23 protein-coding genes are annotated in these 24,094 nt (G+C 69.2%); 13 read left to right on the forward strand and 10 right to left on the reverse strand.

The genetic code is table 11. The features are described from left to right. Position 1 precedes the first annotated feature (1 nt). From nuoL to C2R22_RS06295, 7 genes are all read left to right on the forward strand, one after another. Entirely contained in the window at positions 2–2,023 is a 2,022-nt protein-coding gene (gene nuoL / locus C2R22_RS06265; RefSeq protein WP_103425005.1) for an NADH-quinone oxidoreductase subunit L, read from the forward strand. Beyond that, positions 2,020–3,543 carry a complex I subunit 4 family protein gene (locus C2R22_RS06270; protein WP_103425006.1) on the forward strand — a complete coding sequence of 508 codons (1,524 nt, stop codon included), beginning with the start codon at positions 2,020–2,022 and terminating at the stop codon, positions 3,541–3,543. The genes nuoL and C2R22_RS06270 overlap by 4 nt, the downstream gene beginning before the upstream one ends. Next, a complete protein-coding gene (locus tag C2R22_RS06275; protein ID WP_103425007.1) occupies positions 3,544–5,073 on the forward strand; it encodes an NADH-quinone oxidoreductase subunit N in 1,530 nt (509 codons plus the stop codon). Between the two features lie 217 nt (positions 5,074–5,290). Then, on the forward strand, positions 5,291–5,536 hold the full coding sequence (locus C2R22_RS24930) for a hypothetical protein (RefSeq protein WP_162562402.1): 246 nt from the start codon (positions 5,291–5,293) through the stop codon (positions 5,534–5,536). 104 nt (positions 5,537–5,640) lie between these two features. Then, complete coding sequence (locus tag C2R22_RS06285) at positions 5,641–6,069, forward strand: ester cyclase (RefSeq protein WP_162562403.1); 429 nt, start codon at positions 5,641–5,643, stop codon at positions 6,067–6,069. 192 nt (positions 6,070–6,261) lie between these two features. Next, on the forward strand, positions 6,262–7,728 hold the full coding sequence (locus tag C2R22_RS06290; protein WP_103427588.1) for a DHH family phosphoesterase: 1,467 nt from the start codon (positions 6,262–6,264) through the stop codon (positions 7,726–7,728). A 57-nt stretch (positions 7,729–7,785) separates the two neighbouring features. Beyond that, positions 7,786–8,568: a CBS pair associated ParBc domain-containing protein gene (locus C2R22_RS06295; protein WP_103425010.1), complete on the forward strand. Its 783-nt coding sequence runs from the start codon at positions 7,786–7,788 to the stop codon at positions 8,566–8,568. A gap of 7 nt (positions 8,569–8,575) precedes the next feature. Here C2R22_RS06295 and C2R22_RS06300 read toward each other — a convergent pair whose 3' ends face one another. Both C2R22_RS06300 and C2R22_RS25575 read right to left on the reverse strand, forming a co-directional pair. Beyond that, complete coding sequence (locus C2R22_RS06300; protein ID WP_103425011.1) at positions 8,576–8,812, reverse strand: DUF7543 family protein; 237 nt, start codon at positions 8,810–8,812, stop codon at positions 8,576–8,578. Positions 8,813–8,871: 59 nt separating this feature from the next. Beyond that, positions 8,872–9,009 (reverse strand): hypothetical protein, encoded by a 138-nt coding sequence (locus C2R22_RS25575; protein ID WP_173862780.1) that lies wholly within the window; start codon positions 9,007–9,009, stop codon positions 8,872–8,874. Positions 9,010–9,261: 252 nt separating this feature from the next. On the opposite strand from C2R22_RS25575, the gene C2R22_RS06305 reads away from it, so the two are divergent. Continuing rightward, positions 9,262–9,753 carry an MOSC domain-containing protein gene (locus tag C2R22_RS06305; protein WP_103425012.1) on the forward strand — a complete coding sequence of 164 codons (492 nt, stop codon included), beginning with the start codon at positions 9,262–9,264 and terminating at the stop codon, positions 9,751–9,753. 19 nt (positions 9,754–9,772) lie between these two features. On the opposite strand, the gene C2R22_RS06310 is transcribed toward C2R22_RS06305, so the two are convergent. Beyond that, on the reverse strand, positions 9,773–10,753 hold the full coding sequence (locus C2R22_RS06310; protein WP_103425013.1) for a DUF7544 domain-containing protein: 981 nt from the start codon (positions 10,751–10,753) through the stop codon (positions 9,773–9,775). Positions 10,754–10,939: 186 nt separating this feature from the next. Here C2R22_RS06310 and C2R22_RS06315 point away from each other — a divergent pair, with 186 nt between their 5' ends. Continuing rightward, positions 10,940–12,052, forward strand: coding sequence for a M24 family metallopeptidase (locus C2R22_RS06315; protein ID WP_394342382.1), 1,113 nt, complete (start codon positions 10,940–10,942; stop codon positions 12,050–12,052). Here the strand turns inward: C2R22_RS06315 and C2R22_RS06320 are convergent, their stop codons facing one another. Both C2R22_RS06320 and C2R22_RS24935 read right to left on the reverse strand, forming a co-directional pair. After that, on the reverse strand, positions 12,053–13,399 hold the full coding sequence (locus tag C2R22_RS06320; protein ID WP_103425014.1) for an MFS transporter: 1,347 nt from the start codon (positions 13,397–13,399) through the stop codon (positions 12,053–12,055). Between the two features lie 242 nt (positions 13,400–13,641). Then, complete coding sequence (locus C2R22_RS24935; RefSeq protein ID WP_162562404.1) at positions 13,642–13,782, reverse strand: hypothetical protein; 141 nt, start codon at positions 13,780–13,782, stop codon at positions 13,642–13,644. A gap of 176 nt (positions 13,783–13,958) precedes the next feature. On the opposite strand from C2R22_RS24935, the gene C2R22_RS06325 reads away from it, so the two are divergent. After that, a complete protein-coding gene (locus tag C2R22_RS06325) occupies positions 13,959–15,083 on the forward strand; it encodes a serine hydrolase domain-containing protein (protein WP_103425015.1) in 1,125 nt (374 codons plus the stop codon). Positions 15,084–15,090: 7 nt separating this feature from the next. Here the strand turns inward: C2R22_RS06325 and C2R22_RS06330 are convergent, their stop codons facing one another. The 4 genes from C2R22_RS06330 to C2R22_RS06345 form a co-directional block, all read right to left on the reverse strand. Further along, positions 15,091–16,188, reverse strand: a complete 1,098-nt coding sequence (locus tag C2R22_RS06330) for a phosphotransacetylase family protein (RefSeq protein WP_103425016.1) — start codon at positions 16,186–16,188, stop codon at positions 15,091–15,093. Next, positions 16,185–18,323, reverse strand: a complete 2,139-nt coding sequence (locus C2R22_RS06335) for an acetate--CoA ligase family protein (protein WP_103425017.1) — start codon at positions 18,321–18,323, stop codon at positions 16,185–16,187. The genes C2R22_RS06330 and C2R22_RS06335 overlap by 4 nt, the downstream gene beginning before the upstream one ends. A gap of 66 nt (positions 18,324–18,389) precedes the next feature. Beyond that, entirely contained in the window at positions 18,390–18,737 is a 348-nt protein-coding gene (locus tag C2R22_RS06340) for a hypothetical protein (RefSeq protein ID WP_245902900.1), read from the reverse strand. A 41-nt stretch (positions 18,738–18,778) separates the two neighbouring features. Then, entirely contained in the window at positions 18,779–19,192 is a 414-nt protein-coding gene (locus C2R22_RS06345) for a hypothetical protein (protein WP_103425018.1), read from the reverse strand. A gap of 45 nt (positions 19,193–19,237) precedes the next feature. Between C2R22_RS06345 and C2R22_RS06350 the strand changes: the two genes are divergently transcribed. Next, positions 19,238–19,642, forward strand: coding sequence for a hypothetical protein (locus tag C2R22_RS06350; protein ID WP_103425019.1), 405 nt, complete (start codon positions 19,238–19,240; stop codon positions 19,640–19,642). A 526-nt stretch (positions 19,643–20,168) separates the two neighbouring features. Here C2R22_RS06350 and C2R22_RS06355 read toward each other — a convergent pair. Next, a complete protein-coding gene (locus tag C2R22_RS06355) occupies positions 20,169–20,645 on the reverse strand; it encodes a YbaK/EbsC family protein (RefSeq protein WP_103425020.1) in 477 nt (158 codons plus the stop codon). Positions 20,646–21,050: 405 nt separating this feature from the next. Here C2R22_RS06355 and C2R22_RS06360 point away from each other — a divergent pair, with 405 nt between their 5' ends. Beyond that, positions 21,051–21,515: a PH domain-containing protein gene (locus C2R22_RS06360; RefSeq protein WP_173862781.1), complete on the forward strand. Its 465-nt coding sequence runs from the start codon at positions 21,051–21,053 to the stop codon at positions 21,513–21,515. Positions 21,516–21,517: 2 nt separating this feature from the next. After that, positions 21,518–23,863 (forward strand): PH domain-containing protein, encoded by a 2,346-nt coding sequence (locus C2R22_RS27390; RefSeq protein ID WP_394342384.1) that lies wholly within the window; start codon positions 21,518–21,520, stop codon positions 23,861–23,863. Positions 23,864–24,094 lie beyond the last annotated feature (231 nt).

The raw sequence follows: 24,094 nt of genomic DNA on the forward strand, positions 1-24,094 counted from the left end.
GATGGCAGGGATATTCGACTTCGCGCCGGCCATCGTTCTCTTCCCGTTCTTCTCGTTCGTGATCGCCCTCTTCGCCGGGCGATACATGCCGAAGGGCGGGGCGCTGGCGGGCATCGCGGCGACGGGCGGATCGCTCCTCCTCTCCATCGGCGTGACCTTACAGGTCGCCGGTGGCGGGACGTACAACCAGACCATCTACACGTGGGCCGAGGGGCTGGAGGCGGTCGACCTCACGTTCGGCCTCCTCATCGACCCGCTCGCGGCGATGATGCTCGTCATCGTCTCGCTCGTCGCGTTCCTCGTCCACGTCTTCTCGCTCGGCTACATGAACGACGAGGGCGAGACGGGGCTACCGAGATACTACGCCGCCCTGGGGCTGTTCACCGCCTCGATGCTCGGGTTCGTCGTCAGCGACAATCTGCTGATGGCGTTCATGTTCTTCGAGCTGGTGGGGTTGTGTTCGTATCTCCTCATCGGCTTCTGGTTCCGCGAGGCCGGCCCGCCCTCGGCAGCCAAGAAAGCGTTCCTGGTCACCCGGTTCGGTGACTACTTCTTCCTCGTCGGCGTCGTCGCCGTCTTCGCGACGTTCGGCACCGCGGCGTTCGCGGGTGAGGGGTCGTTCCCCGTCCTCGCCGAAGAGGCCGTCGCGGGTGCGGCCGAGGGCGTGAACACGTTCGGCTTCGCGCCGCAGACGTGGTTCACGGTCGTCGGCCTGCTCGTCCTCGGCGGCGTCGTGGGCAAGTCCGCACAGTTCCCGCTGCACACGTGGCTGCCCGACGCCATGGAGGGTCCCACCCCGGTGTCGGCGCTCATCCACGCCGCGACGATGGTCGCCGCGGGCGTCTACCTCGTCGCGCGCATGTACGGCTTCTACGCCGTCTCCCCCACCGCACTGGCCATCATCGCGCTCGTCGGCGGGTTCACGGCGCTCTTCGCGGCGACGATGGGCGTCGTCAAGCGCGAGATCAAGCAGGTGCTGGCGTACTCGACAATCTCTCAGTACGGCTACATCATGCTCGGACTGGGCGCGGGTGGGTACGTCGCCGCGACGTTCCACCTGATGACCCACGCGTTCTTCAAGGCGCTCCTGTTCTTGGGCGCGGGGTCGGTCATCATCGCGATGCACCACAACGAGAACATGTGGGACATGGGCGGTCTGAAGGAGAAGATGCCCGTGACCTACTACGCGTTCCTCTCGGGGTCGCTCGCGCTCGCGGGCATCTTCCCGTTCTCGGGCTTCTGGTCGAAGGACGAGGTGCTCTACGAGACGCTCATCCACGGCCTGGGCGGGTCACCGCTCCTGCTGGCCGCGTACGCGATGGGGCTCCTCGCCGTCTTCTTCACCGGCTTCTACACCTTCCGGATGGTGTTCCTCACCTTCCACGGTGAGCCGCGCTCGGACATCGCGCGGGACCCACACGGCGTGCGCTGGAACGTGAAGGGACCGCTCGCGGTCCTCGGCGTCCTCGCGGCCGTCACGGGGGTCGTCAACATGGTCCCGGTCGAGAAGCTCCTCGGCATCGGCGGCATCGACTTCCTCCACCAGTGGCTCGACGGCGGCTTCGAGTCGCTCACCGCCCACCACTACGGCGACGTGCTTCCCTACTCGTCGGCGTACATCGGCGGTGAGGCGGCGACGGTGGCCATCGGTGCGGCCGTCTCGCTCGCGCTTGCGCTCGGCGGTGCGGCTCTCGCACACGTGCTGTACAACGTCCCCGAACCCGAGGAACACACCGACCGGCTCGGGAGCATCAAGACGGTGCTGTACAACAACTACTACCAGGACGAGTACCAGGTCTGGCTCGCCGAAGACGTCGTCCGGCCCATCGCCCGGGTCGCCGACAAGTTCGATCAGGGCGTCGTCGACGGCGTCGTCAACGGCGTCTCCTCGGTCAGCCTCATGAGCGGCTCGCGGATTCGCCGCGTCCAGACGGGCGTCGTCTCCAACTACGCCGTCCTCTTGACGCTCGGGCTGACCGCGCTCCTGGTCGTGTTCGGTCTGATGGGAGGTTGGTTCGCATGATCATCGAAGCACTCATCGCCTTCACGTTCGTCGCCGCCCTCGCCGTCCTCGTCGCCCCCGACGAGTACGCCGGTCGGCTGGCGTTCGTGCTCAGTCTGCCCCCGGTCGCCGGGGCGCTCTGGATGTGGTCACAGTTCGACGCGAGCGGGAACGCCCTGATGGACGGGACCATCGCGTTCGAGACAGACATCGTCTGGTTCACTCTCGGAGGACTGGACCTCCACTGGTTCGTCGGCGTCGACGGCATCTCGCTGCCGCTCGTCGTCCTGACGACTATCCTGTCGTCGCTCGCCATCGTCTCGGCGTGGACTCCCATCTCCGAGCGGCAGAGCCAGTTCTACGGCCTGATGCTGTTCATGGAGGCCAACCTCCTGGGCGTCTTTACGGCGCTGGACTTCTTCGTCTGGTTCGTCTTCTGGGAGGCCGTCCTCGTCCCGATGTACTTCCTCGTCGGCGTCTGGGGCGGCCCCCGTCGGAAGTACGCCGCGATCAAGTTCTTCGTCTACACGAACATCGCCTCGCTGGTGATGTTCATCGGCTTCATCGCCTTGGTGTTCGGACTGGGCGACTCCATCGGGTCGCTGCGCCTGCCGGAGGTGGCGATGGCGCTCCGTGCGGGCGAACTCGGCTCGCTGTTCGGCATCCAGGCACCGACGCTCGCCGCGGCCGCGTTCGTGGCGATGTTCGTCGGCTTCGCGGTGAAGGTGCCCGTCGCCCCGCTGCACACGTGGCTGCCCGACGCCCACGTCGAGGCACCCACGCCCGTGTCGGTGATGCTGGCGGGCGTCCTCCTGAAGATGGGGACCTACGCCCTGCTGCGATTCAACTTCACGATGCTTCCGGAGGTGGCCGTCGACCTCGCGGTGCCCATCGCCATCCTCGCCGTCGTGAGCGTCATCTACGGCGCGCTGCTCGCTCTGGCCCAGGAGGACCTCAAGCGCATCGTCGCGTACTCGTCCGTCTCGTCGATGGGGTACGTCATCCTCGGCCTCATCGCCTACACGACGTACGGCGTCGGCGGCGCGACGTTCCAGATGGTCGCCCACGGCCTCATCTCGGGGCTGATGTTCATGACCGTCGGCGTCGTCTACAACACGACCCACACCCGGATGGTCGGCGACATGTCCGGCATCGCGGATCGGATGCCCGTCACCGCGGGCATCTTCGTCGCCGGCGCGTTCGCCTACATGGGCCTGCCGCTGATGGCCGGCTTCGCCGGCGAGTTCTTCATCTTCAAGGGCTCGTTCGAGTCGACGACGTTCTCCGGCATGCCGCTCTTCACGGCGGCGGCGATGTTCGGCATCGTCATCGTCGCAGGTTACCTGCTCTTCGCGATGCAGCGCACGCTGTTCGGTCCGTTCCGGTTCGACGGCGAGTACACCATCACGGAGGCGCCCGTCCACGACGTGGCTCCCCTGGCCGTCCTGTTGGCGCTCATCATCGTGCTCGGCGTCGCCCCGGACCTGTTCTTCGGGATGATCCAAGACGCCGTCAACCCCATCCTGGGAGGTGTCTCGTAGATGTTCGCTGACCTCACACGCGTCGCGCTCCAGTCGTCGACGCTGCCAGACTGGGCCGCAACGGCGCCCATTCTGGCGCTCGCCGTGGCGTCGCTCGTCCTGCTGCTCGCCGACACGGTCGACCCCGACACGTCCAACAGCACGCTGCTCGCGAGCATCGCGGTCGTCGGCTCGCTCGTGTCGTTCGGTATCGCCGCCTGGTACCTCGTCGCCGGCACCGGCCAGCCGTCGACGGGCGGTCCCATCGAACTGTACGGTTCCTCCCTCGTGATCGACGGGATGGCGCTGTTCTTCCAGCTCATCTTCGCCTCGGTCACGGCGCTCGTGGTCGTCGCCTCCTACGACTACCTCAAGGGCGAGGACTACCAGGGCGAGTTCTACTCGCTCGTCCTCTTCGCGGCCACGGGGATGGCGCTCATGGCGGCCTCGAACTCGCTGGCGACCGTGTTCGTCTCGCTCGAACTCGCCTCGCTCCCCTCGTACGCGCTCGTCGCGTTCCTCAAGCGCAATCGGGGCAGCGTCGAGGCGAGCCTCAAGTACTTCCTCATCGGGGCCGTCTCCTCGGCCGTTCTGGCGTTCGGTATCTCGCTCGTCTACGCGGCGACCGGGACGCTCGTCCTCGGCGACGTCGCGAGCGGTATCGCGGAGTCGAGCGGTCTCGTCGGCGTCGTCGGCGTCGGCGTCTTCATGATCATCGGCGGCTTCGCGTTCAAGACCGCCTCCGTCCCGTTCCACTTCTGGGCGCCGGAGGCGTACGAAGGCGCGCCCGCGCCCATCTCGGGCTTCCTCTCCTCGGCGTCGAAGGCCGCCGGGTTCGCCGTCGCGTTCCGCGTGTTCACGGTGGCGTTCCCCGTGAGCGAGTTGGTCCCGATGGGCGTCGACTGGCCGCTCGCCTTCGCCGTCCTCGCCGTCGTGACGATGACGCTCGGCAACTTCGCCGCGGCGACCCAGGAGAACGTCAAGCGCATGCTGGCGTACTCCTCCATCGGGCACGCGGGCTACGCGCTCATCGGCCTCGCCGCCGTCTCCGGCGGCGGGCCGAACGGTGACGTCATCGGTGCGGCGATGGCACACCTCATGGTCTACGGCTTCATGAACACCGGCGCGTTCATCTTCATCGCCATGACCGAGTACTGGGACCTCGGCCGGACGTTCGAGGACCTCAACGGCCTCTCGACGCAGGCACCGATGGCCTGTCTCGCCATGACCGTCTTCATGTTCTCCCTGGCCGGGCTCCCACCGTTCGGCGGCTTCCTCTCGAAGTACGCCCTCTTCTACTCGGCCATCGAGGGCGGCTTCTGGTGGCTCGCGGCCGTCGGCGCGATCAACAGCGCCCTGTCGCTGTTCTACTACTCGCGCGTCGTGAAGGCGATGTGGATCGAAGACCCCGTGAGCGAGTTCGAAATCGAGTCGCGGCCCATGGGGCTGTACGTCGCCATCATGGCCGCGGCGCTCGGAACCGTCCTGCTGCTGCCGGCGTTCGCGCCCGTCGTCGAGACGGCGCAGGCTTCGGCGGCGGCGCTGTTCTAGGGCGGTTCGCGGCTTTCCTCGATTTTCGGTTGTTCCCACTGTTCGGTCGCTGCTGTCACCCCCGTGTCGGTTTTTGAACCGCGTTCCCGTCCGCCGGGGTGCTGTCCGTCGCGGTCGAGCACCGCTCGTGCGTTCTGTGAGCGCAGCGGAGCGCGCGAAACCCGCACCGGTGCATGGGCGCGGTGGACCGCAGCCTCGGTCCCCCACGGGTCTCTCCGTGAGCGAACGGCTCGAAGCGGCGGAACCGCTTCGGTGGCGCGGCACCACCCTCGTGTACCGCCGGGTCGTCGTCCGCTCGGTCGGTCCAATCGTACTGCACCTCCACGCCCACCCGCTCCCCCCGGCCCCACACTCGTTCGCCGCTCTCGAACTCGCACGACACGTCGTCGGGCAGTGCCACCGCGCTCCGGTGACGACTCCAGGACTTCAGGCGACTCCCCCACCCGACGTTCACGTTCCGTAGCGTGTTGATACAGCTTCATGCTCTCACGCAGCGTAGTGTATCGACTGCGCTGACGCGCGGACCGTCGGGTGATGGAGCCGCCGAGCGGCGCAACTGAGGAAAACATGGTCGCAATCGCGTTCGAGGACAACACTGAACTGCACGTGAACATCGAAGCGGAAGAGCTGTGGAGCGAGGGGAACACGGACGTACTCGACGAGTACTACACGGACGATTTCGTCTACCACGGCCCGGACGGTGACCTCGACATGGACGGCTACCGGACACACGCCTCCGAGTTCCGCGAGGCGTTCCCCGACTGCCACGTCGCGGTCCACGAGACTGTGCTGGACGGCGACCTGACCGTCGCCCGGTTCACGTACAGCGGCACGTGGGAGGGGACGTTCAGAGGGATGGAGTCGAACGGGTCGTCCTTCTCGGTCGACGGCATCAGCATGGCCCGAATCGAGGACGGCAAGTTCGCCGAAATCTGGCGCTACACCGACCGGATGGCGATGATGACCCAGCTGGGACTCGTCGACCTTCCCGCGTAGAGAACCGCTCGTTTTAGCGGTCGGTCCGTGTTCCGTTCGTTCGGTTTCCGCTGGCACGCTCGCGTCCGCCGGTCGTAGTCGGTCCCGCGGTTGACATGTCGTCGCCGTTCGCGGTTGCGACGCCGCAGGGAGTGGGCGCGCGCCGAGGCGATGCCGGCAGGGTTTTCCACGAGTACTGGCAACCCCCGGATGATGTCGCGGCCCAGTCGGTTGGTGCTCGGGTGGAGCCCCGTCGCCCGCGCGGTCGTCCGGTCCGTCCGGTCGCGTCGGGGGACGCTCTCCGTCGTCGCTGAGGCTCGCAGCCGCGTCGAGTCTCTGCGCGACGAGGGCGTCGACGCGACGATGGGCGACCCGACCGACCCCGAGACGTACCCCAGTGACGTGACGACGGTCGTCGTCGCCGGTGCCGACAGCGACCAGAACCTCGACGCCGCCCGGGTCGCCCGCGAGCGGTTCCCGGACGCGCTCGTCGTCGCGTACGCCGGGAGCAATCCGAGCGACGAGACCCTCGCGGCGCTCGGAGAAGTCGCCGACCGCGTCGTCGACCCTCACGAGTCGGCCGCAGGGGCGTTTCTCGACACGGCGACGGGCGCGACGGTGACGCGCGTCACCCGCCTCCTGCGCGTCCTCCGTGGAATCGATGGGACGCTGGCCGTCGTGATGCACGACAACCCCGACCCCGACGCCATCGCCTCGGCGCTCGCGCTCGTCCGCATCGCCGACGCCGTCGGCGTCGACGCCGTCCCCTGTTACTTCGGCGAGGTCTCCCATCAGGAGAACCGGGCGCTCATCAACCTGCTCGACCTCTCTCTCACGAACCTCGAACCGGGGACGACGATGGACGAGTACGGCGGTATCGCGCTCGTCGACCACTCGCGCCCGGGCGTCAACGACGGTCTCCCCTCGGACACGCGCGTCGACGTCGCCATCGACCACCACCCGCCGCGCGCGCCGGTCGAAGCGCGCTGTCTCGACTTGCGAAGCGGGGTCGGCGCGACGAGCACGCTCCTGACCGAGTACCTCCGACGGCTCCGAATCGACCCCGACCGGACGCTCGCGACGGCCCTGTTGTTCGGTATCCGCGTCGACACGAACGACTTCTCCCGGGAGGTGTCCGACGCGGACTTCGAGGCGGCCGCGTTCCTCTGTCCGCACGTCGACCACTCGGCGCTCGACCGCATCGAGGAGCCGAGCATGGGGCCGGAGGTGCTCGACCTGCTCGCGCGAGCCATCCGCAACCGCGCGGTTCGGGGCGACGCGCTGGCGACGAACGTCGGGGAGATATCCGACCGCGACGCGCTCGCGCAGGCGGCGGACCGCCTCCTCGACATGGAGGGCGTCCGCCTCACGCTCGTCTACGGCTACCGCGACGACACCGTCTACGCCTCCGGCCGCGCCCGAGGGACCGACGTCGACCTCGGCGAGACGCTGCGCGACGCGTTCGGCTCCATCGGGAGCGCCGGCGGTCACGCCGACATGGCCGGGGCGCAGATCGACCTCGGCGTCTGGAAGGAAGCGTACGTCGAAGGCGCGGAGCAGTTCGAGGACCTCGTCACGGAGGTCATCAGCGCCCGGTTCTTCGAGACGCTCGAAACCGCCCCCGCATCGCTGCTCGGCGGCGCCGGCGAACTCGGCTTCGAGTACCCGTTCGAGGGGTGAGCGGTGGGACTCCGGGCCGGGGCTAAGGTTTTCCCCCTCCTCGCCGTACCACGCTCCATGCCCGGGAAGGCGACCGTCAAGGAGTACATGACGCGCGACGTCGCGACGGTCTCTCCGACCGACACCGTCGCCGCGGTCGCACAGCGCATCGTCGAGAGCGACGGACACAACGGTTTCCCCGTCTGTGAGTCGCGCAAGGTCGAGGGGTTCGTCACCGCGAGTGACCTCCTCCTCGCGGACGACGACGCGCTCATCTTCACCGTGATGACGGAGGACCTCATCGTCGCCCACCCGGACATGGACATCAACGACGCCGCGCGCGTCATCCTCCGCTCCGGCATCCGAAAGCTCCCGGTCGTCGACGACGCGGGCAACCTCGTCGGCATCATCTCCAACACGGACGTCATCCGCTCACAGATCGAACGCGCCACGCCCGAAAAAGTGGGCAAGCTGATGCGGACGCTCGAACAGATCCACGGCATCAAGGTCCACGAGGAGCGCGACTCCGTCGACCTCGACGACCTCATCCCGACGCAGGCGCGCGTCTACGCCGACGAACTCGAAGGCCGACAGTACGAACTCGAGAACGGCCTCGCCGAACCGCTCGTCGTCATCGACAACGCGGGGACGCACTTACTCGCCGACGGCCACCACCGCGTGATGGCCGCCGACCGCCTCGGCGTCGAGGAGATGGACGCCTACGTCATCGTCGTCGACGACCCCGTCGAACTGGGGATGCAGCGCACCGCCCGAAAGGAGGGGCTCGACTCCATCCAGGACATCGAGGTGGTCGACTACGCCCGTCACCCGCTCGTGGAGACGACCCGGCGCCTCCAGTGACGCTCACCTACTCCTCGACGTCGTACGCCTCGCGCCACGCCGCGACGACCGCGTCGGCCTCGTCCCGCGTCTCGACGCGCTCTTCGAGGTAGAGCGAACCCTCGGGCGCCTGCGTGAGTCGGTCGAGCCGTACGACCCATCCGTCGTCGCGCCGCCGTCTGACCCGGAGCGTCGCCCAGGCGTCCTCGCGGCTCCACTCGGCCACCACCTCGGGGTCGTCGGGGTCCGTCTCCGTCCAGCCCATACCGGGTCGTAGACCCGGACGCCCCTGTAGCTTTCTCCGCCTCGTCCCGTCCGCACGAATCAGTTACGGCTCGGCGGTCCCCGCGTCCGACAGCGGTCACAGACGGGGAACCCGAGGCGGTCGTACTGGACGCTCGTCGCACACTCGGACGTCCCGCAACTGAAACACTCGTACACCGAGACCCACTCGAACGACATACGTGAACGAATGACACTCTGGTACGTAGTTATGAACGGAGTTCGTGTCGCGCACACGGCGGGCGCCCCGGCTTAACGACCGGTTTATCCCCTCCCTGGAATCGCAACCCGCCTCGACCGCCGTGTCGCCGCTGGTCGGCCGTGTGGGCCTCTGTCCGTGTCTCCTCTCAATGTACCTCTCGACCGTCCGCCGGTCGACGCTTCCCGACGCCGGACGGGAAGGTTGAATAGCGTCTCCATCGAGTCGCGGCCATGAACGGGAACGGAACCGTCGAACGAGTTTTCGTCGCCCCCGCGGCCGAAGCCGAGATGGAAGAACGGGCCGACGTCGAAGCGGTCGCCGGTGGTGGTCTCCGGGGCGACCGGTACTTCGACGAGAGAGAGACGGGAACGTTCGTGGGGTGGGAGCCAGGCGAGGAACGCGACGACGGGTACGACATCACGCTGATCGAACTGGAGGCCGTCGCAGCGATAGAGCGCGAGGCGGGGATCGAACTCGCCCCGGGCGAACACCGGCGGAACGTCGAGACGCGCGACGTCGCGCTCAATCACCTCGTCGGACACCGCTTTCGCGTCGGCGAGGTCGTGTGTCGAGGGGACAGACTGTGTGAACCGTGTCATCACCTCCAGCGTCTCACGCGAGACGGGGTCTTGGACGCCCTCGTCCACCGAGGGGGACTCCGAGCGGATATCGTTGACGGCGGCGTGATTCGACCCGGCGACGTCGTCGAACCGCTCGGGTAACTCTCCCTCGTCTCGACGGTCACGACGCCCGGACGAGGTCGAGTCGGCCGTCCAGTCGGCCGAGCAGGAGGAGTCCGTAGTACCGGAAGTACGTCACCACCGGGACCTGCACGACGACGCTCAGGAGGAGGACCGAGAGGGAGAACGCGGCCCCGAGCGCGACGAGGACGACCAGGCCGACGCCCTGGAGACCGACGGTGGCGACGACGGCGCCGCCGACGAGGACGAAGGGGAGCGCGACGACGAGCGCCCCGAGGCCGACCGCGAGACCGACGACGAGTGCGGCGGCGGCACCGAGTACCAGTCGAACCACGAGGTAGAGTACGACCTCGCGCCACGCGGCGCGACAGAGCGGGGCGAACCGACGCCACGCCGAGAGGACCGTTCGCCCCTCGCCGACCATCGTCGGGACGACGAAGTCGGTCGTGAGTCGGAGGACGAGGACGCCCGCGAACCAGACGAGGCCGGCGACGGCGACGAGAAGCGGGAGGAGGACGACTCTGCTCCCCGAGACGGGGAGGACGCCGACGAAGAGGAGGAGGGGGACGGCGGCGCTGGCGAACAGTCCCGCGAGCACGAGCGCCCGGAAGGCGAACAGGCGGAGGCCCGGGACGAGGAACTGTCGGAACGGTCGCCGGAGTTCGACCCGTCGTCTCCGGAGCGACTCGACGAGGACGAACTCCATGACCGCCCCGACGACGGCGTACCCCAGCGCGAGGACGACGGCGACGACGACCACCGCGAGGAGCACCGTTCCGACGTCGCCGAGCGAGGGCGTCGGAATCGTGGGGAGCGTGGCCCCATCGAGAGTCGCCCCCGGCGGTGACGGGGACGAGACGGCACCCTGTGCGGCCTGTCCGGCACCGCCGCCGCCACCGACCCCGCCGACGAAGAACGTCACGACGACGAGTCGGAGCCACGTCCGCCACGAGAGGGGAAAGAGGAGCGACTCCGTCGCCTCTCGGGCGTCGTCCAGCGAGTCCACCGCGTCCCACGACATTCGTCTCCTGCGACGCCCGCGGGCTACTAATACTGTCGGCCGTGCGTCCGTAACGAACGCCGGGTTCGGACGCCGAACCCCGTGAGACTGGGACGACCGACAGCATCCGTGACGTTCCCACGGCTTCGACCGTCTGCCGTGTGCTCGGGGGACAGCTACTTGCCCACACGGGGAAAACGGGGTCGCGTGATCGCGACTGCACACGAGCGGCGAACCCGCGCCTGCCAGGAACGCCTCCGAGAGGAGGGGGCGGCCGTCGCCGTCCTCGCGCCCGGGGCGAACCTCCGGTACCTGACCGACGTGGCCGAGACGCCCTCCGAACGGCTGTTCTGTTGTCTCCTGCCCGCAGATGGCGACCCCGTCTTCGTCGTCCCCGACCTCTCGGGGGCGCAGGTCCGTGACGCGACCTGGGCCTCGGGCGTCCGGACCTGGGCCGACAGCGAGGGACCGACCGCGACGCTCGAAGACGCACTGGCCGACCGTGTCCCCGAGTCCGGTCGAATACTCCTCGACGGGACCATGTGGGCGCGGCACGCTCTCGCCGTCCAGTCGGCCCTCCCCGACCGGTCGTTCGGCCTGGCCGAAGAGGTGCTCGGGCCGCTCCGCGCCCGGAAGGACGAGGCGGAACTCGACGCGCTGGCCCGCGCCGGAGCCGTCGCCGACGAGGTGATGGCGGGGCTCTTCGCCGACGCGGATTCGCTCGTCGGCGAGTCGGAGGCGGCGCTCGCCCGCGAGGTGGAGCGACGACTCGCAGACGCCGGCGGTGAGGGCGTCTCCTTCGAGCCCATCGTCGCCGCCGGGCCGAACGGGGCGAAGCCGCACCACCACCACGGCTCCCGAGCGGTCGAGGCCGGCGACCCGGTCGTCCTCGACTTCGGGACTCGCGTCGACGGCTACCCGAGCGACATCACCCGGACGGTCGTCTTCGGGGGGGACCCGCCCGCGGAGTTCGAGACGGTTCACGAGGTGGTTCTGGAGGCACAGACAGCCGCCGTGGAGGCGGTCGAACCCGGTGTCGAGGCACGCGCGGTCGACCGGGCCGCCCGCGACGTCATCGAGGCGGCCGGGTACGGCGAGGCGTTCGTCCACCGCACCGGCCACGGCGTCGGCCTGGAGATACACGAGGAGCCGTACCTAACAACCGAATCGACGACGACCCTCGAACCGGGGATGACCTTCAGCGTCGAACCCGGGGTCTATCTGGAAGAGCGGTTCGGCGTCCGCATCGAGGACCTCGTCGTCGTCACCGACGACGGCTGCGAGCGGCTGAACGACGCACCGCGCGGCTGGCGGGTCTGATCAGTCGTCGTCGGCGCAGTAGCCGCACTCGGCGGTCGGCCCGCAGATGCTCTCGCCGGGACCGATCGTCCGCCGCGCGGCGACGACGGGAGACTGCGGCGGCGTCGCGGCCGGTTCGCCCGCTTCACCCCCTCCGGGCCCTTGGTTCCCCTCGCCGGAGTGGGTCGTCTCGGGGAGGTACACCCAGATGAGCGCGCCGATGAGGACCATCGCGACGGCGGCCGCGGCCGCGCTGCCGGCGTAGCCGACCGAGACGAACGCGACCCCGGCGACCGCCCCGCCGACGCCGGAGCCGACCTGTCCGACGCCGACCGTGAGGCTCATCAGCGACCCGCGGCGGTCGCCGGAGACGAGTTCCGTGAGGAGCGTCTGGAACGGCGTCGCCCGCGAGGCGAACAGACCCATCGCGAGGAAGAAGGTGACGTAGGCGGCGACCGTCCCGCCCACGACGAACGGGGTGGCGGCCATGACGACCGCGACGCCGACGCTCGCCGCGACGATGACGCGCTTTCTGCCCACTCTGTCGGAGAGGACGCCCGCCCGCGGCCCCGCGAGCACGTTCGCCACGCCGCCGACGAGGAACATCCCGGCGACGGCACCGGCGGTCAGTCCGACCGACGATTCGAGCCACGTCGGGAGGTACGTCGTGTACAGCGCGTTGCCGCCGAACATCACGACAAAGACGAGCGTCGCGGCGGCGATTTCGGGTCGGCGGAGGAGGCTCGCGTAGCCCGAGACCGCGCTCCGGACGGTGAGGCGGTCGGTCGAGAGCGTCACGGTCGGCACCGGGAGCACCACCCGAACGAGGGCGACCCCACAGGCGAGGAGGGCGGCGAAGGCGATGAACGGCGTGCGGAAGCCGAACCCCGTCGCGAGCAACGACCCAAGCGGGATGCCGGCGATCTGTCCGGCGGCGAAGCCGCTGAACACCCAGCCGTTCGCCCAGCCTCGCCGCTGTGGTGCGAAGTAATCGCCGACGTACGCGACCGCCGCCCCGTTGAGCACGCCCCCGGCGACGCCGGCGAGCGCCCGAACGGCGACGAGCGAGGCGAAGTCCCAGACGAACCAGTGGAGCGCGAGCGCGACCGTCATGGCGGCCGAACCGACGAGGAGGACCCGGTGGCGGCCGACGCGGTCCGAGACGGGGCCGGCGACGAGCGCGAAGACGCCGACGCTCACCGAGTAGGCGGTGATGAGGGTGCCGAGAAGCGCCTCGTCGGTTCCGAGTTGCGTCGCGATGCGGGGGATGATGGGGGCGACGATGAGCGCCTGCGTCCCCGTCGCGAACACGAGCAACCAGAGGACGAAGACGACGAGACGGTCGGACCGGTCCCTTCCCGCGCTCACACCGTTCCCCTCTCGGTCGAGTCCGTCGTCACGGCGACGCTACGCGCCGCGGCGATATAACGCGTCGGGCTCGCCGACCCACCCGACGACGCGTTCGGGCTCGTCGCTTCGGCGACGGCCCCGGGCGGTTCTCACTCGACTGACTCGGCGAGCGGGAGGCGGAGGGTGACGACGCTGCCGGTCGGGTCGCGCTCGCCGAGCGAGACGGTCCCCATCGACTCGGAGACGATCCAGTTGACGCGTCAGAAGCCGCTGCCGCTGCCGTGTTCGAGCGGCGTCTCCCGCCCGTCGACCAGCACGTCCCGCTCCTGTCGTGGGATGCCCGGCCCGTTGTCGGCGACGACTTCGATCCGCTCCTCCCGTTCGTCGCGGCGAACGGTCACCTCGATGGTCGGCGAGAGCGACGGCGTTCTCGATGAGGTTGTCGACCGCGATACCGAGGGGGTTTAACCTGCCGTCCGGGCTATCAGTGCGGAGAGCCGTGACGCCCCCGGGGCCTCGAACCGCGATGTGACCCCGCCCAAACACTCTCGGCGTCTCGGCGTGTGTGTCTGAGGGCATGGCTCGACTCAGTTCCGAAGACCGCGAGCGACTCCGTGCGGCGTTCGACAGACAACTCGACGTCGGCCTCCACGAGGGGGCGCAGTTGGCCGTCTACGTCGACGGGGAACTCGCCGTCGACGTCGCAGGCGGCACCGACGGCCGTGGGAACGACACCACCCCGGACACGCGACACCTCGTCTTCTCGTGTACGAAGCCCTACGCGGGCGTCGGTCTCCACCAACTCGTCGAAGCCGGCGAACTCGACTACGACGACCGGGTCGTCGACCACTGGCCCGAGTTCGCCGACGGCGGCGAGAAGGCCGAGATAACCGTTCGGCAGGTGCTGAGCCACACGGCGGGGGTTCCGGCGAGCGACCTCGATCAGCAGCCCGCAAAGTGGGGCGACTGGGACGCGGTCGTCGAGGCGATGGAGGCCGTCGAGCCGCAGTTTTCGCCGGGCGAGCAGCCCGCGTACCACACGTTCACCTACGGCTGGCTCGTCGGCGAGTTGATTCGAAGGGCGAGCGGCCAACCCGTCGACGAGTACGTTCAGGAGCACGTGTTCGACCCGCTGGACATGGACCGGACCGCCATCGGCCTGCGCGAGGGCGAGGAGGACGACGTCGCGCTGCTCTCGGGGTTCGAAGTCTTCGACCGCTGCCGCGACCCCGGCGAGGGACTCGGCATCCCGGCGTCGGAATCCGCGGCGGCGTTCAACGAGGAGGCGGTCCACCGCGCCGTCATCCCGGCCGCGAACGGCGTCGGGACCGCCCGCGACATGGCGCGTTTCTACGCCTGTATCGCGAACGGTGGCGCGTTGGAGGGGACACGGCTCCTCGAAGACGAAACGGTCGCGGAGGCGACGCGGACGCACGCCGAGACGGACAGCGACGGGACGCTCTCGCGGCCGGCGCGGTACGCGCTCGGCTTCTGGACGGGCGGCCTCGCGAACGACATGTTCGGCTCGGCCAGCCACGAACGGATGGTCGGCCACGCGGGGCTCGGGAGCGTCTTCGGCTGGGCCGACCTCGATTCGAACGTCGGCTTCGCGTACGTCACGAACGGCATCCGCGAGGAGTCGTGGGAGCACGCGGCGCGGGTGGCGGGGCTCTCGGACGCGGTGCGACTACTGCTCGACTGACGCCCGGTTACGCCTCGCCTTCTCCCTCGCCCTTGCCGCCGCCCTCGTCTCCGACGAGCGAGTCGACGTCGGCGTGCTCGAACAGGAGCGTGCGCATCCGCTCGACCGTCTCCGCGTCGCGGGTCCGCCCGCTGTGGACGACGTCCTCACAGCGCTCGACGACCGACAGCGTGTCGCCGCTGACCATCAGGACGGGCACGCCTTTCTGTTCGGCCTTGCCGATGACCGCACCCGGCGGGCGGTGTGCGCCGGTGAGGAGCAGGCACTTCACGCCCGGCGCCTCCAGCGCGGCCGTGTGAATCTCCGCGCGGTCGCCGCCGGTGATGACCGCGGCGTCCTTCGTCCGCCGGAAGTAGCGGAGCGCCTCGTCGCCGCCCATCGCCCCGACGAGGAAGCGCTCGACGAACGCGTCGGTCGGGGCGTCGTTGACGATTTCGGCTCCGAGTTCCGAGGCGAGGTCGGCGACGGTGACGCCCGCCAGGTCCTGCACGCGCGGCACGATACCGACGACGGGAACGCCGCGCGATTCGAGGAACGGGACGACGTCGTTTTCGAGTTCGTCGTACGCCGAGTCGCCGACGCGGTTGAACAGGACGCCCTCCAGGCGAGCGCCGATGTCGTCCGCGGCCGCGAGGACGCTGTCGAGGTCACCCGGGTCGGCGTAGTCGGCGACGAGAAGCACCCGTGCGTCGAGGAGGTCGGCGACCTGCGGGTCGGTGAGGTCCACGATGCCGCCGACGGTGTAGTGACCGCCGCCCTCGACGAGGACGAGGTCCTTCCCCTCGGCGATGGCGTCGTACTGCTCGCGGACGTTGTCGGCGAGGGCCTCTGGTTCCTCCTGGCCGCGGATGGCGCCCTGGACGAACGTCGGCGAGTAGACGATGGGCTCCATCTGGTGCATCTCCGAGTCGAGGTCGAGGAGGTCGCGCGCGAGCATCGGGTCGCGGTCGAGCGTCTTGCCGACGTTCGACTGCAGGCGCGTCCCCTTCGGCTTCATGTAACCGACGTCGTGGCCGCGCTCCTTCGCGAGGAGGCCGAGCGCGAGGGTGATGGCCGTCTTGCCTGTGCTCTCTCCGGTCGAGGTGACGAGTAGTGTCTGGGTCATTGGTCGGGCTCCGTGAGGGTCTTCTCTTTCGGTTCTTCGACGTCGAGTTCGTCGAGGTCGACGGTGAGCCGAACGTCGACCGCCTGTGCCCCGCCGGGCATCGCCACGAGCGGGTTGATGTCGAGTTCGAGGATGGCGGGGAAGTCGGTCACCAGCTGTGAGAGGCGCTGGATCGTTTCGGCGACGGCGTCGACGTCGACGGGGTCCCGTCCGCGGGCGCCTCTGAGGAGCGGCGCGGCGTTTATCTCGCCGGTCATCTCGTCGGCTTCCGTTTCTGTCACTGGTGCGACGCGGAACGTCGTGTCCTCCAGCACCTCGACGAAGATGCCGCCGAGGCCGAACATCATGAGCGGGCCGAACTGCGGGTCGCGGTTCATGCCGACGATGGTCTCCACCCCGGAATCGAGGTCGACCATCTCCTGGACCTGTACGCCGAGTATCTCGGCGTCGGGCTGGTAGTTCCGCGCTCTCGTGACGAGGTCCTCGTAGGCGTCGTACACCTCCTCGTTCGGGACGCCGACGCGGACGCCGCCGATGTCGGACTTGTGGAGGATGTCGGGCGAGACGATTTTCATCACGACGTCGCCGTCGATGGGTTCGGCGAGGCTCAGCGCCTCCGTCGGGTCGGTCGCGATGCCGCCCTCCGGAATGGGAATCCCGTACGCGTCGAGGAGGTCCATCGCCTCGACGCCCATCCGGGGCTCGTCGCGCTCGACGGCCCGCCCGAGAATCTCCCGGGCCACCTCGCGGTCGACGTCGAACGTCGTGGGGTCGTCGTACTCGCGGCGCGAAATCTCCTTGAACCGGACGAGCGCGTCGAGGCCCTCGACGGCGCGGGCCGGGTCGAAGTAGTTGGGGATACCCGCCTCCTCGAGGACGTCGGCAGCCGCCTCGACGCGGGCCCCGCCCATGAAACAGGCGGCGACGGGCTTTCCGTGCTCCTCCTGCAGCGAGACGGTGTCGCGGGCGAGTTGTTCGTAGTCCAGCACCGCCGTCGGACACGAGAGGACGAGCACGCAGCCGACGTTCTCGTCCCCCAGCGCGACGTCGAGCGCCTCTTCGAATCTCGCGTTGTCGGCGTCGCCGACGATGTCGACGGGGTTGTAGATGTTCCCCTCCTCGGGGAGCGACTCCGAGAAGGCGTCGAGCGTTTCCTCGGAGAAGGAGGCCATTCCCAGCCGCGAATCGCCGACGGCGTCCGTCGACATGACGCCGGGGCCGCCGGCGTTCGTGATGATGGCCACCTCGTCGTTCTCGGGGAGCGGCTGTGATTCGAGGACGCGCGCGGCGTCGAACAGTTCCTGGACCGAGTCGGCGCGGATGACGCCCGCCTGGTCCAGTCCGGTCTCGTACGCCTGCTCGCTGCCGGCGAGCGTCCCGGTGTGCGAGGAGGCGGCCTGCGCGCCCGCGTCGGTCCGCCCCGATTTGACGAGCACCACGGGCGTCTCCTGTGTCACCTCGCGGGCGGTGTCGATGAACTTCCTCCCCTCTTCGATGCCTTCGAGGTACCCGATTATCACGTCCGTCTCGGGGTCGTCACCCCACTCGCTCACGAAGTCCGCCTCGTCGAGGACCGCCTTGTTTCCCAAGGAGACGACGTCTTTGAAGCCGATACCCTGGTCGTTGGCCCAGTCGAGGACGGCCGTGATGAACGCGCCCGACTGGGACATGAACGACATCCGGCCCGGCAGGGCGTTGTCCGGGCCGAACGTCGCGTTCATCCCGCGTCGTGTGGACAGCACGCCGAGGGAGTTCGGACCGACGAGGTTCAGGTCGTACTCCTCGGCGACGCTTCGCAGTTCCTCTTCGCGCGCGGCGCCGTCGCTGCCCGTCTCGCCGAATCCGGCGGTGATGACGACGACGTGCTGGACGCCGCTCTCGCCCGCCTCGCGGACGACTTCGACGGCGACGGACGGAGGGACGACGACCACGGCGAGGTCGGCGTCGGCCTCTTTCATCGAGGCGACGCAGGGGCGGCCGAGCACCTCGTCGCGCTTCGGGTTCACGGGAACGACCGTCCCCTCGAAGTCGGCGAGGAGGTTCTCCGTGATGGCGCGGCCGACCGACCCCTCGCGGTCCGTGGCGCCGACGACGGCGACGCGTTCGGGGGCAAACAGTGCAGCTAGCTCTCCCATCGCTTCAGAGGTCACTCGGGACGGAATTAAAACCGCCGCGTCTTCTCGCTCGCTGAGAGCCGCGGCTCACACGAGGTCGCCCGGGTCGTTCGCCGCTCGGACGCGTTTCGCCTCGGCCGCGTAGCGCTCGCGCGTCTCCGGGTCGTCGACGCGTCCAACCGCGTCGGGAGCGACGTCGATAGCGGCCGTGGTGTCGCGGTGATCGGAGAAACTCACCAGCGCGCGCTCCTTCCGGAAGTACCGCTCCCCGTCGGGCGTCGCGTACACCAGGATGATGATGTTCTGCTCGTCGTCCGAGTACGTCCGTTCGACGAGCCACAGGCGGAGGGTCTCCTCGTCCCTGTACTCGCCCCCGCTCGTGTCGTCGCTGTCGCCCTCGACCGACTCCGGCCCGCCGTTCGCGCTCGTGTTCATACGCTTCCGTTGACCCCCAGTGCGCAAAAGTCCGGCCGTGGTTACCGCCGGGTGAGAACGGCCGCCACCTCGTTCGCGCGGGCGGCCGAGACCCGCGCCGCGTGGTAGTCGACCCACGCCTCGGTGTACGCCCGGGCGGGGTCGACGTCGTCGTGCCGGCCAAAGTACTCCAGGGTGATGTCGCCGCTCTCGACGGCCGCGAGCGCGTGTCGGAGGTGGTCGCGGACGAACGGAGACGGAGTCGCGTCGAGTCGCTCGCGCACCGCCGCCCGCGCCGCGCGCTTCTCCCCGAACACCGCGTCGGCGTCGGGGGGCGACTGGGGGTCGAGCGTCTCCAGCGCGTCGACGAAGGCGTGGGCGTGGACGAACCCTTCCGAAGCCTTCGCCGCGCCGAACGCGGGGTAGCCGTTCGCGGCGCGGTACGCACCCTCGCGCGTCTCGTTGCGTCCGCGCATCCCCCGGCCCCAGACGCCGTTGGCGAACGCCTCGGGGTACGACTCGTGTTCCTCCTCGAACGTCTCGAACCGGTCGACGAGCGGGTCCAGGCGCGAGACGAGTTCCTCGACGTTTCCGACGAGGGTCTCGGCGAACGGTCGGCGCTCTCCCTCGACGTCGCCGTCTCCGAGCGGCTGTTTCCGGGCAATGGCGCGGTACTGGCGGACGTCGAGGAGGCGAGCGCGCGCCTTCGCGTGCTGGCCGGCCAGCGACGCTTTTCCACCGACCGTCGAGCGGTCCGCCCCGACCGAACCTCGCCGCCGGGAACGACCGCGTCGGCGTCACGCTCGCCCCACCAGCGCTGGTGGTCGATTCGGCGGGCGTACGGGAGGTACCGCGCGGGGTCGACGCAGGCGTGGTCGACGGCGAGCGACGCGAACTCGTCGAGCGTTGCACGCGCCTCCCGGTAGAGCGCGCTGACGTCGAACGACCCGTCGAGCGCCGTCGCGTACGCGAGCGCGCCGACGGCGTCGTCGACGCGCCACATCGCCTCCTCGACCGTGTCGGAGTTCCGCGGCTTCGAGTCCAGCCTCCGGAGGAAGTCGCTCGCGTCCTCGACGTCGTCGTGGGTGTAGGCGGGGAAGTCGGGCAGGTCGGCGGGGTCGATGTCGTCCCATCGCCGTTCGGCGGCGGGGACGGCCCGTTCGAGTCGCGCGCGGTACGCGTCGACGTGGCTCTCGAACACCGGGACGCTTGTCTCGACAGTCGGGGTCGACAGGGAGCGGGTTCGGACGCGGACCGCGACGGAGGGGAGCGGGCCGTTCGGCACCGACGCGCAGCCGCTCGTGCCGGCGAGCGCCGCGGTCGCCAGTGCGAGAAACCCTCGTCTGGAGGTGGCGCTGGAGGTGGACGGAGGGGGCAGGCGGGGGGACACGTCCCGCGATTGTCACAGGCGGGGGATGTGTTTTCTGGTCTTCGCACCCGGGTTACCGGATTTCAGCCGGTCACGTCGACGACCCGGGCGTCCGCGAGCCGTCTGATCTCGTCGGGTGCCATCGGGAAGACGGCCGCGGGCGTGCCCGCGGCGGCCCACACCGTCTCGAAGGAGAGGAGCGTCTCGTCGAACAGGACGGTGACGTCGGACGCGTGACAGAAGGGCGGGACGCCGCCGATGGACCACCCAAGGCTCTCCGAGATGCGGTCGGGGTCGGCCATCTCGACTTCGCCGCTCTCGACGCCGAGGTGGTCGGCGAGTCGCGCCTCGCTCACGCGGTTCGCGCCGCTGGTGACGACCACGACGAGTTCAGAGCCCGCCCTGAACGCGAGGCTGCTGGCGATCTGTGCGACGTCACAGCCGACGGCCGCGGCGGCGTCGGCGGCTGTTTTGGTTCCCTCGGGGAACTCCTCGACGGCGAGGTCGACACCGTACTGCTCTCTCGCTTGCTCCGTGAACTCGGCCGCGCGTGGATGCATATTTCGGGGATAGCGGAGGGGGTACAAAACGTCCGGTGGTCCGATACCGTGTTCGGTTCGCGGACGCATCCGTCCGGATGTCGTTCGCGAGCAGCGACAGCGGCGCGACGGCCGCACCGTCACACGCCATCACTTCTCCTGTGTGGTTGGGCGTGAGAGCGAGTGTCACGAGCGAACGGCGCGGAGCAACTCTGTTGCTCCGGTGGGTGAGGCTGCGGTCCACCGCGTCCGTGTCCCGCGCGGCCACCCTGTTCTCAGCAATCACCACCTCACCGATCCACACGCGATTACATCGAGAGACCGCACCTTCTTACCTCGCCACCTCGGAGGGGTGGACATGAGACCGGTCCGTCAGCGAGCGCCCTCTCTCTTTCCGTCCACGTATCCGTCCCTCTCTTCAGACCGATGTCCATGAACCGCCTCAATCCGCGCGTCCGACTCGTCTGGGCCGCCCGCTCCGTCGTCAGCGCCGCCGTCCTCGGGACGATTCTCGCGCTCGCCGCGCGCTTTCTCCCGTTCGTCCCCCGCGAGGTCGTCGCGCTCGCGGGCGTCGTCCTCCTCCTCGGGGTCGTCCACGCCCTCCTCCGCTACCGCTCGTGGCGCTACGAGGTGCGCGACGACTCCATCTACCTCGAACGCGGCGTCCTCACGCGCGTTCGAACCGTGGTCCCATTCGTCCGCATCCAGCACGTCGACTCCTCGCGCAGCCCCGTCGAGCGCGCCGTCGGACTGGGGCGGGTCGTCGTCTACACCGCCGGGTCGCGCGGCGCGGACGTCACGGTGCCCGGGCTCACCCCGACGGCCGCCGACGACCTGCGCGAACGGCTGAAACGCCTCGCCATCCGCGCGGAGGGCGACGACGCGGTCTAGCCATGAAGCTCTCCCCGCTCTCGGTTCCGTACCGCGTGCTCGAACGCGGTGGGAGCCTCCTCGTCGCGGCGGCGTTCATCGTCTTCTCGGGCGGGTCGATGCTCGACGGACTGGCCGGACCGCTGTCGCTGTTCGCGTTGCTCGGCGTCGGTGTCCTGCTCCTCGTCGGCTACGAGGTGGCGTACTACCAGCGGTACGAGTACGAACTCACCGCCGATACGTTCGACATCCACTCGGGGGTGTTCGCCCGGCGCGACCGCGAGATTCCTCTCCGGCGGATACAGAACGTCGACATCTCGCGCAACGTCGTCCAGCGCGTCCTCGGCATCGCCGCGGTCGACTTCGAGACCGCCGGCGGCAGCGAGACCGAAGCCTCGCTGCGGTTCGTCTCGTTCGAGGAGGCGAAACGGCTCCAGCGGGAGGTCCCCCGGATGAAACGCGGCACCGAAGAAGAGCCCGCCGAACCGGAACCGTCGACCGAACTGTTCGCGCTCTCGGAGCGCGAACTCACGCTCGTCGGCCTTCTCTCGTTCGATTTCAGAGTTCCGGGCGTGCTCGCGCTGCTGCTGTCGGGGTCGGTCCCGGTCGTCTCCTCCATGCTCCCCCGGCCCGGACCGCTGCCCATCGCGGCGTTCCTCGCGTTGCTCGTCGTCGGCGTCTTCCTCTTCTCGTGGGCCGCCGGCGCCGTCGCCGCCGTCGTCAACTACTACGACTTCCACCTCGTGCGCGCGGGCGACGAACTCCAGTACGAGCGCGGGTTGCTCCAGCGGTACGACGGCTCCATCCCCTTCGACAAGGTCCAGACGCTCACCGTCGAGGACCCCCCTCAAACGAGCGTTCGGGTACGCGACGCTGCTCATCGAGACGGCGGGCTACGCGCCCGGTCAGTCGTCGGGCGGGGTCGCGGCTCCGAGGCCGCGGTCCCGCTGGCCGAACGCGACCGCGTCTTCGAACTCGCCAACGCCATCGACGAGTTCGGCGACCCCGCTCTCGAACGCCCGCCGAAACGGGTTCGCCGCCGCTACGTCGTCCGCTACCTCCTCGTCGTCGGGGCGCTCACGGGGCTCCTGTTCGGCGTCGACGCCGTGGTCGCCCCCACGGTCGGCGTCGGTTCGCTCCCGTTCCCGTGGTACGTCCCGCTGGCGCTCGTCCTCGTCATCCCGCCCGCGGCGCACCTCAAGTGGGCCCACCGGGGCTACTGGCTCGGTGACGAGCACGTCGTCACCCGCAACGGCGTGTTGAAACGACAGACGAAGGTCGTTCCCTACGACCGGATCCAGACGGTCATCGACACTCGCACGCTGTTCCAGCGGCGGTGGAACCTCGCGACGGTGACGGTCGACACGGCCGGGTCGCTCTCCATCACCGGCGGCGACGCCGCGGCGGTCGACGTCGACGACGCCGTCGCCGACGACCTGCGCGCCGAACTCGACGAACGACTGCGGGAGGCGCTCGCCGAGCGCCGGCGAGCGCGACGACTGCGGCGCAACCGGTCGGCCCACGCCAACGCCGACGCCACGGGTGACGCGACCGGGCGGGAACCGGACCGCGGTCGAGCACACGACGGCGACGACGACCACGACCACGACCACGCACCGGACGGCGAAGCCGAGGGGTTCGTCTGGGGCGAGGGGTTCGACGAGGAGAGAGCCGACACGAGCGGAGACGAGTCACCGACTGCGCCGACGACAGAGGAGCGGACCGGTGGGGGAACAGGAGGCAGGGCGAAGAGAGAGACAGCGACGGGAACGGGAGTGAGTCGGCCGCGAGCACGGAGTCGTCCGAGAACGCGAACCGTGACCACACGAGCTGACACCCCGACCGCCCTCGGGGCGCCCAGGTTCCCCCGATACGCCCGACCGCACGGGCACAGAGCTATACGGTGTGGGAGCCGATGTACCCCTGTGCGCGTCTACGAGACGACCACCACCGACTGGGACGACATCGACGCGGAGACGCGTGCGTCGCTCGCGTGGACGGGAACGTCCGCGCTGCTCGTCCTCGACGGCGTGTCCCCCGCTGAGGTCGACCCCATCCAGGCGTACACGCCGCACCGGGTCGACGTCGGCCGCGGTGGTGACCAGGAACTCGTCCTGATCTACTCGGAGCGGCGGCCGTCGTCGTTCCCGCACGCGTCGGGCGTCACCGTCGCCGACCTCGACACGGTCGTCGAAGACGCGCTGCGCGACGACGAGACGCTGTTTCTCCGACGGCTCCGCGACGACGAGCGCTTCAGGACGCTCCTGCGGCGACATCTCTCGGCGTCGGCGCGCGTCGAACTGGTCGAGGAGTACGGGCAGAACCCCGACGCGGCGGGCTACGTCCAGCGGCTCCTGGATACGACGTAGGTCGAGTCGGACAGGCAGTGGTGTGAGTCGGTCATCGAGTAGGTCCGTGACTGTGTGTCTCGTCGGGTACACGGGGCGGTGTGAACGACGTGGCCGACGACGGTGAGAAGACCGCACGACACACGGGCGCGGTGACCCGCAGCCACGCCCACCGGAGCAACTTCGTTGCCCCGAGCCGTTCGCTCGGTTCCCTCACGAAGGCCCCTCAGCTGACTGCGGTCCTCGGGTACT

Source organism: Salinigranum rubrum (genome assembly GCF_002906575.1).
Classification (GTDB): Archaea; Halobacteriota; Halobacteria; order Halobacteriales; family Haloferacaceae; genus Salinigranum; species Salinigranum rubrum.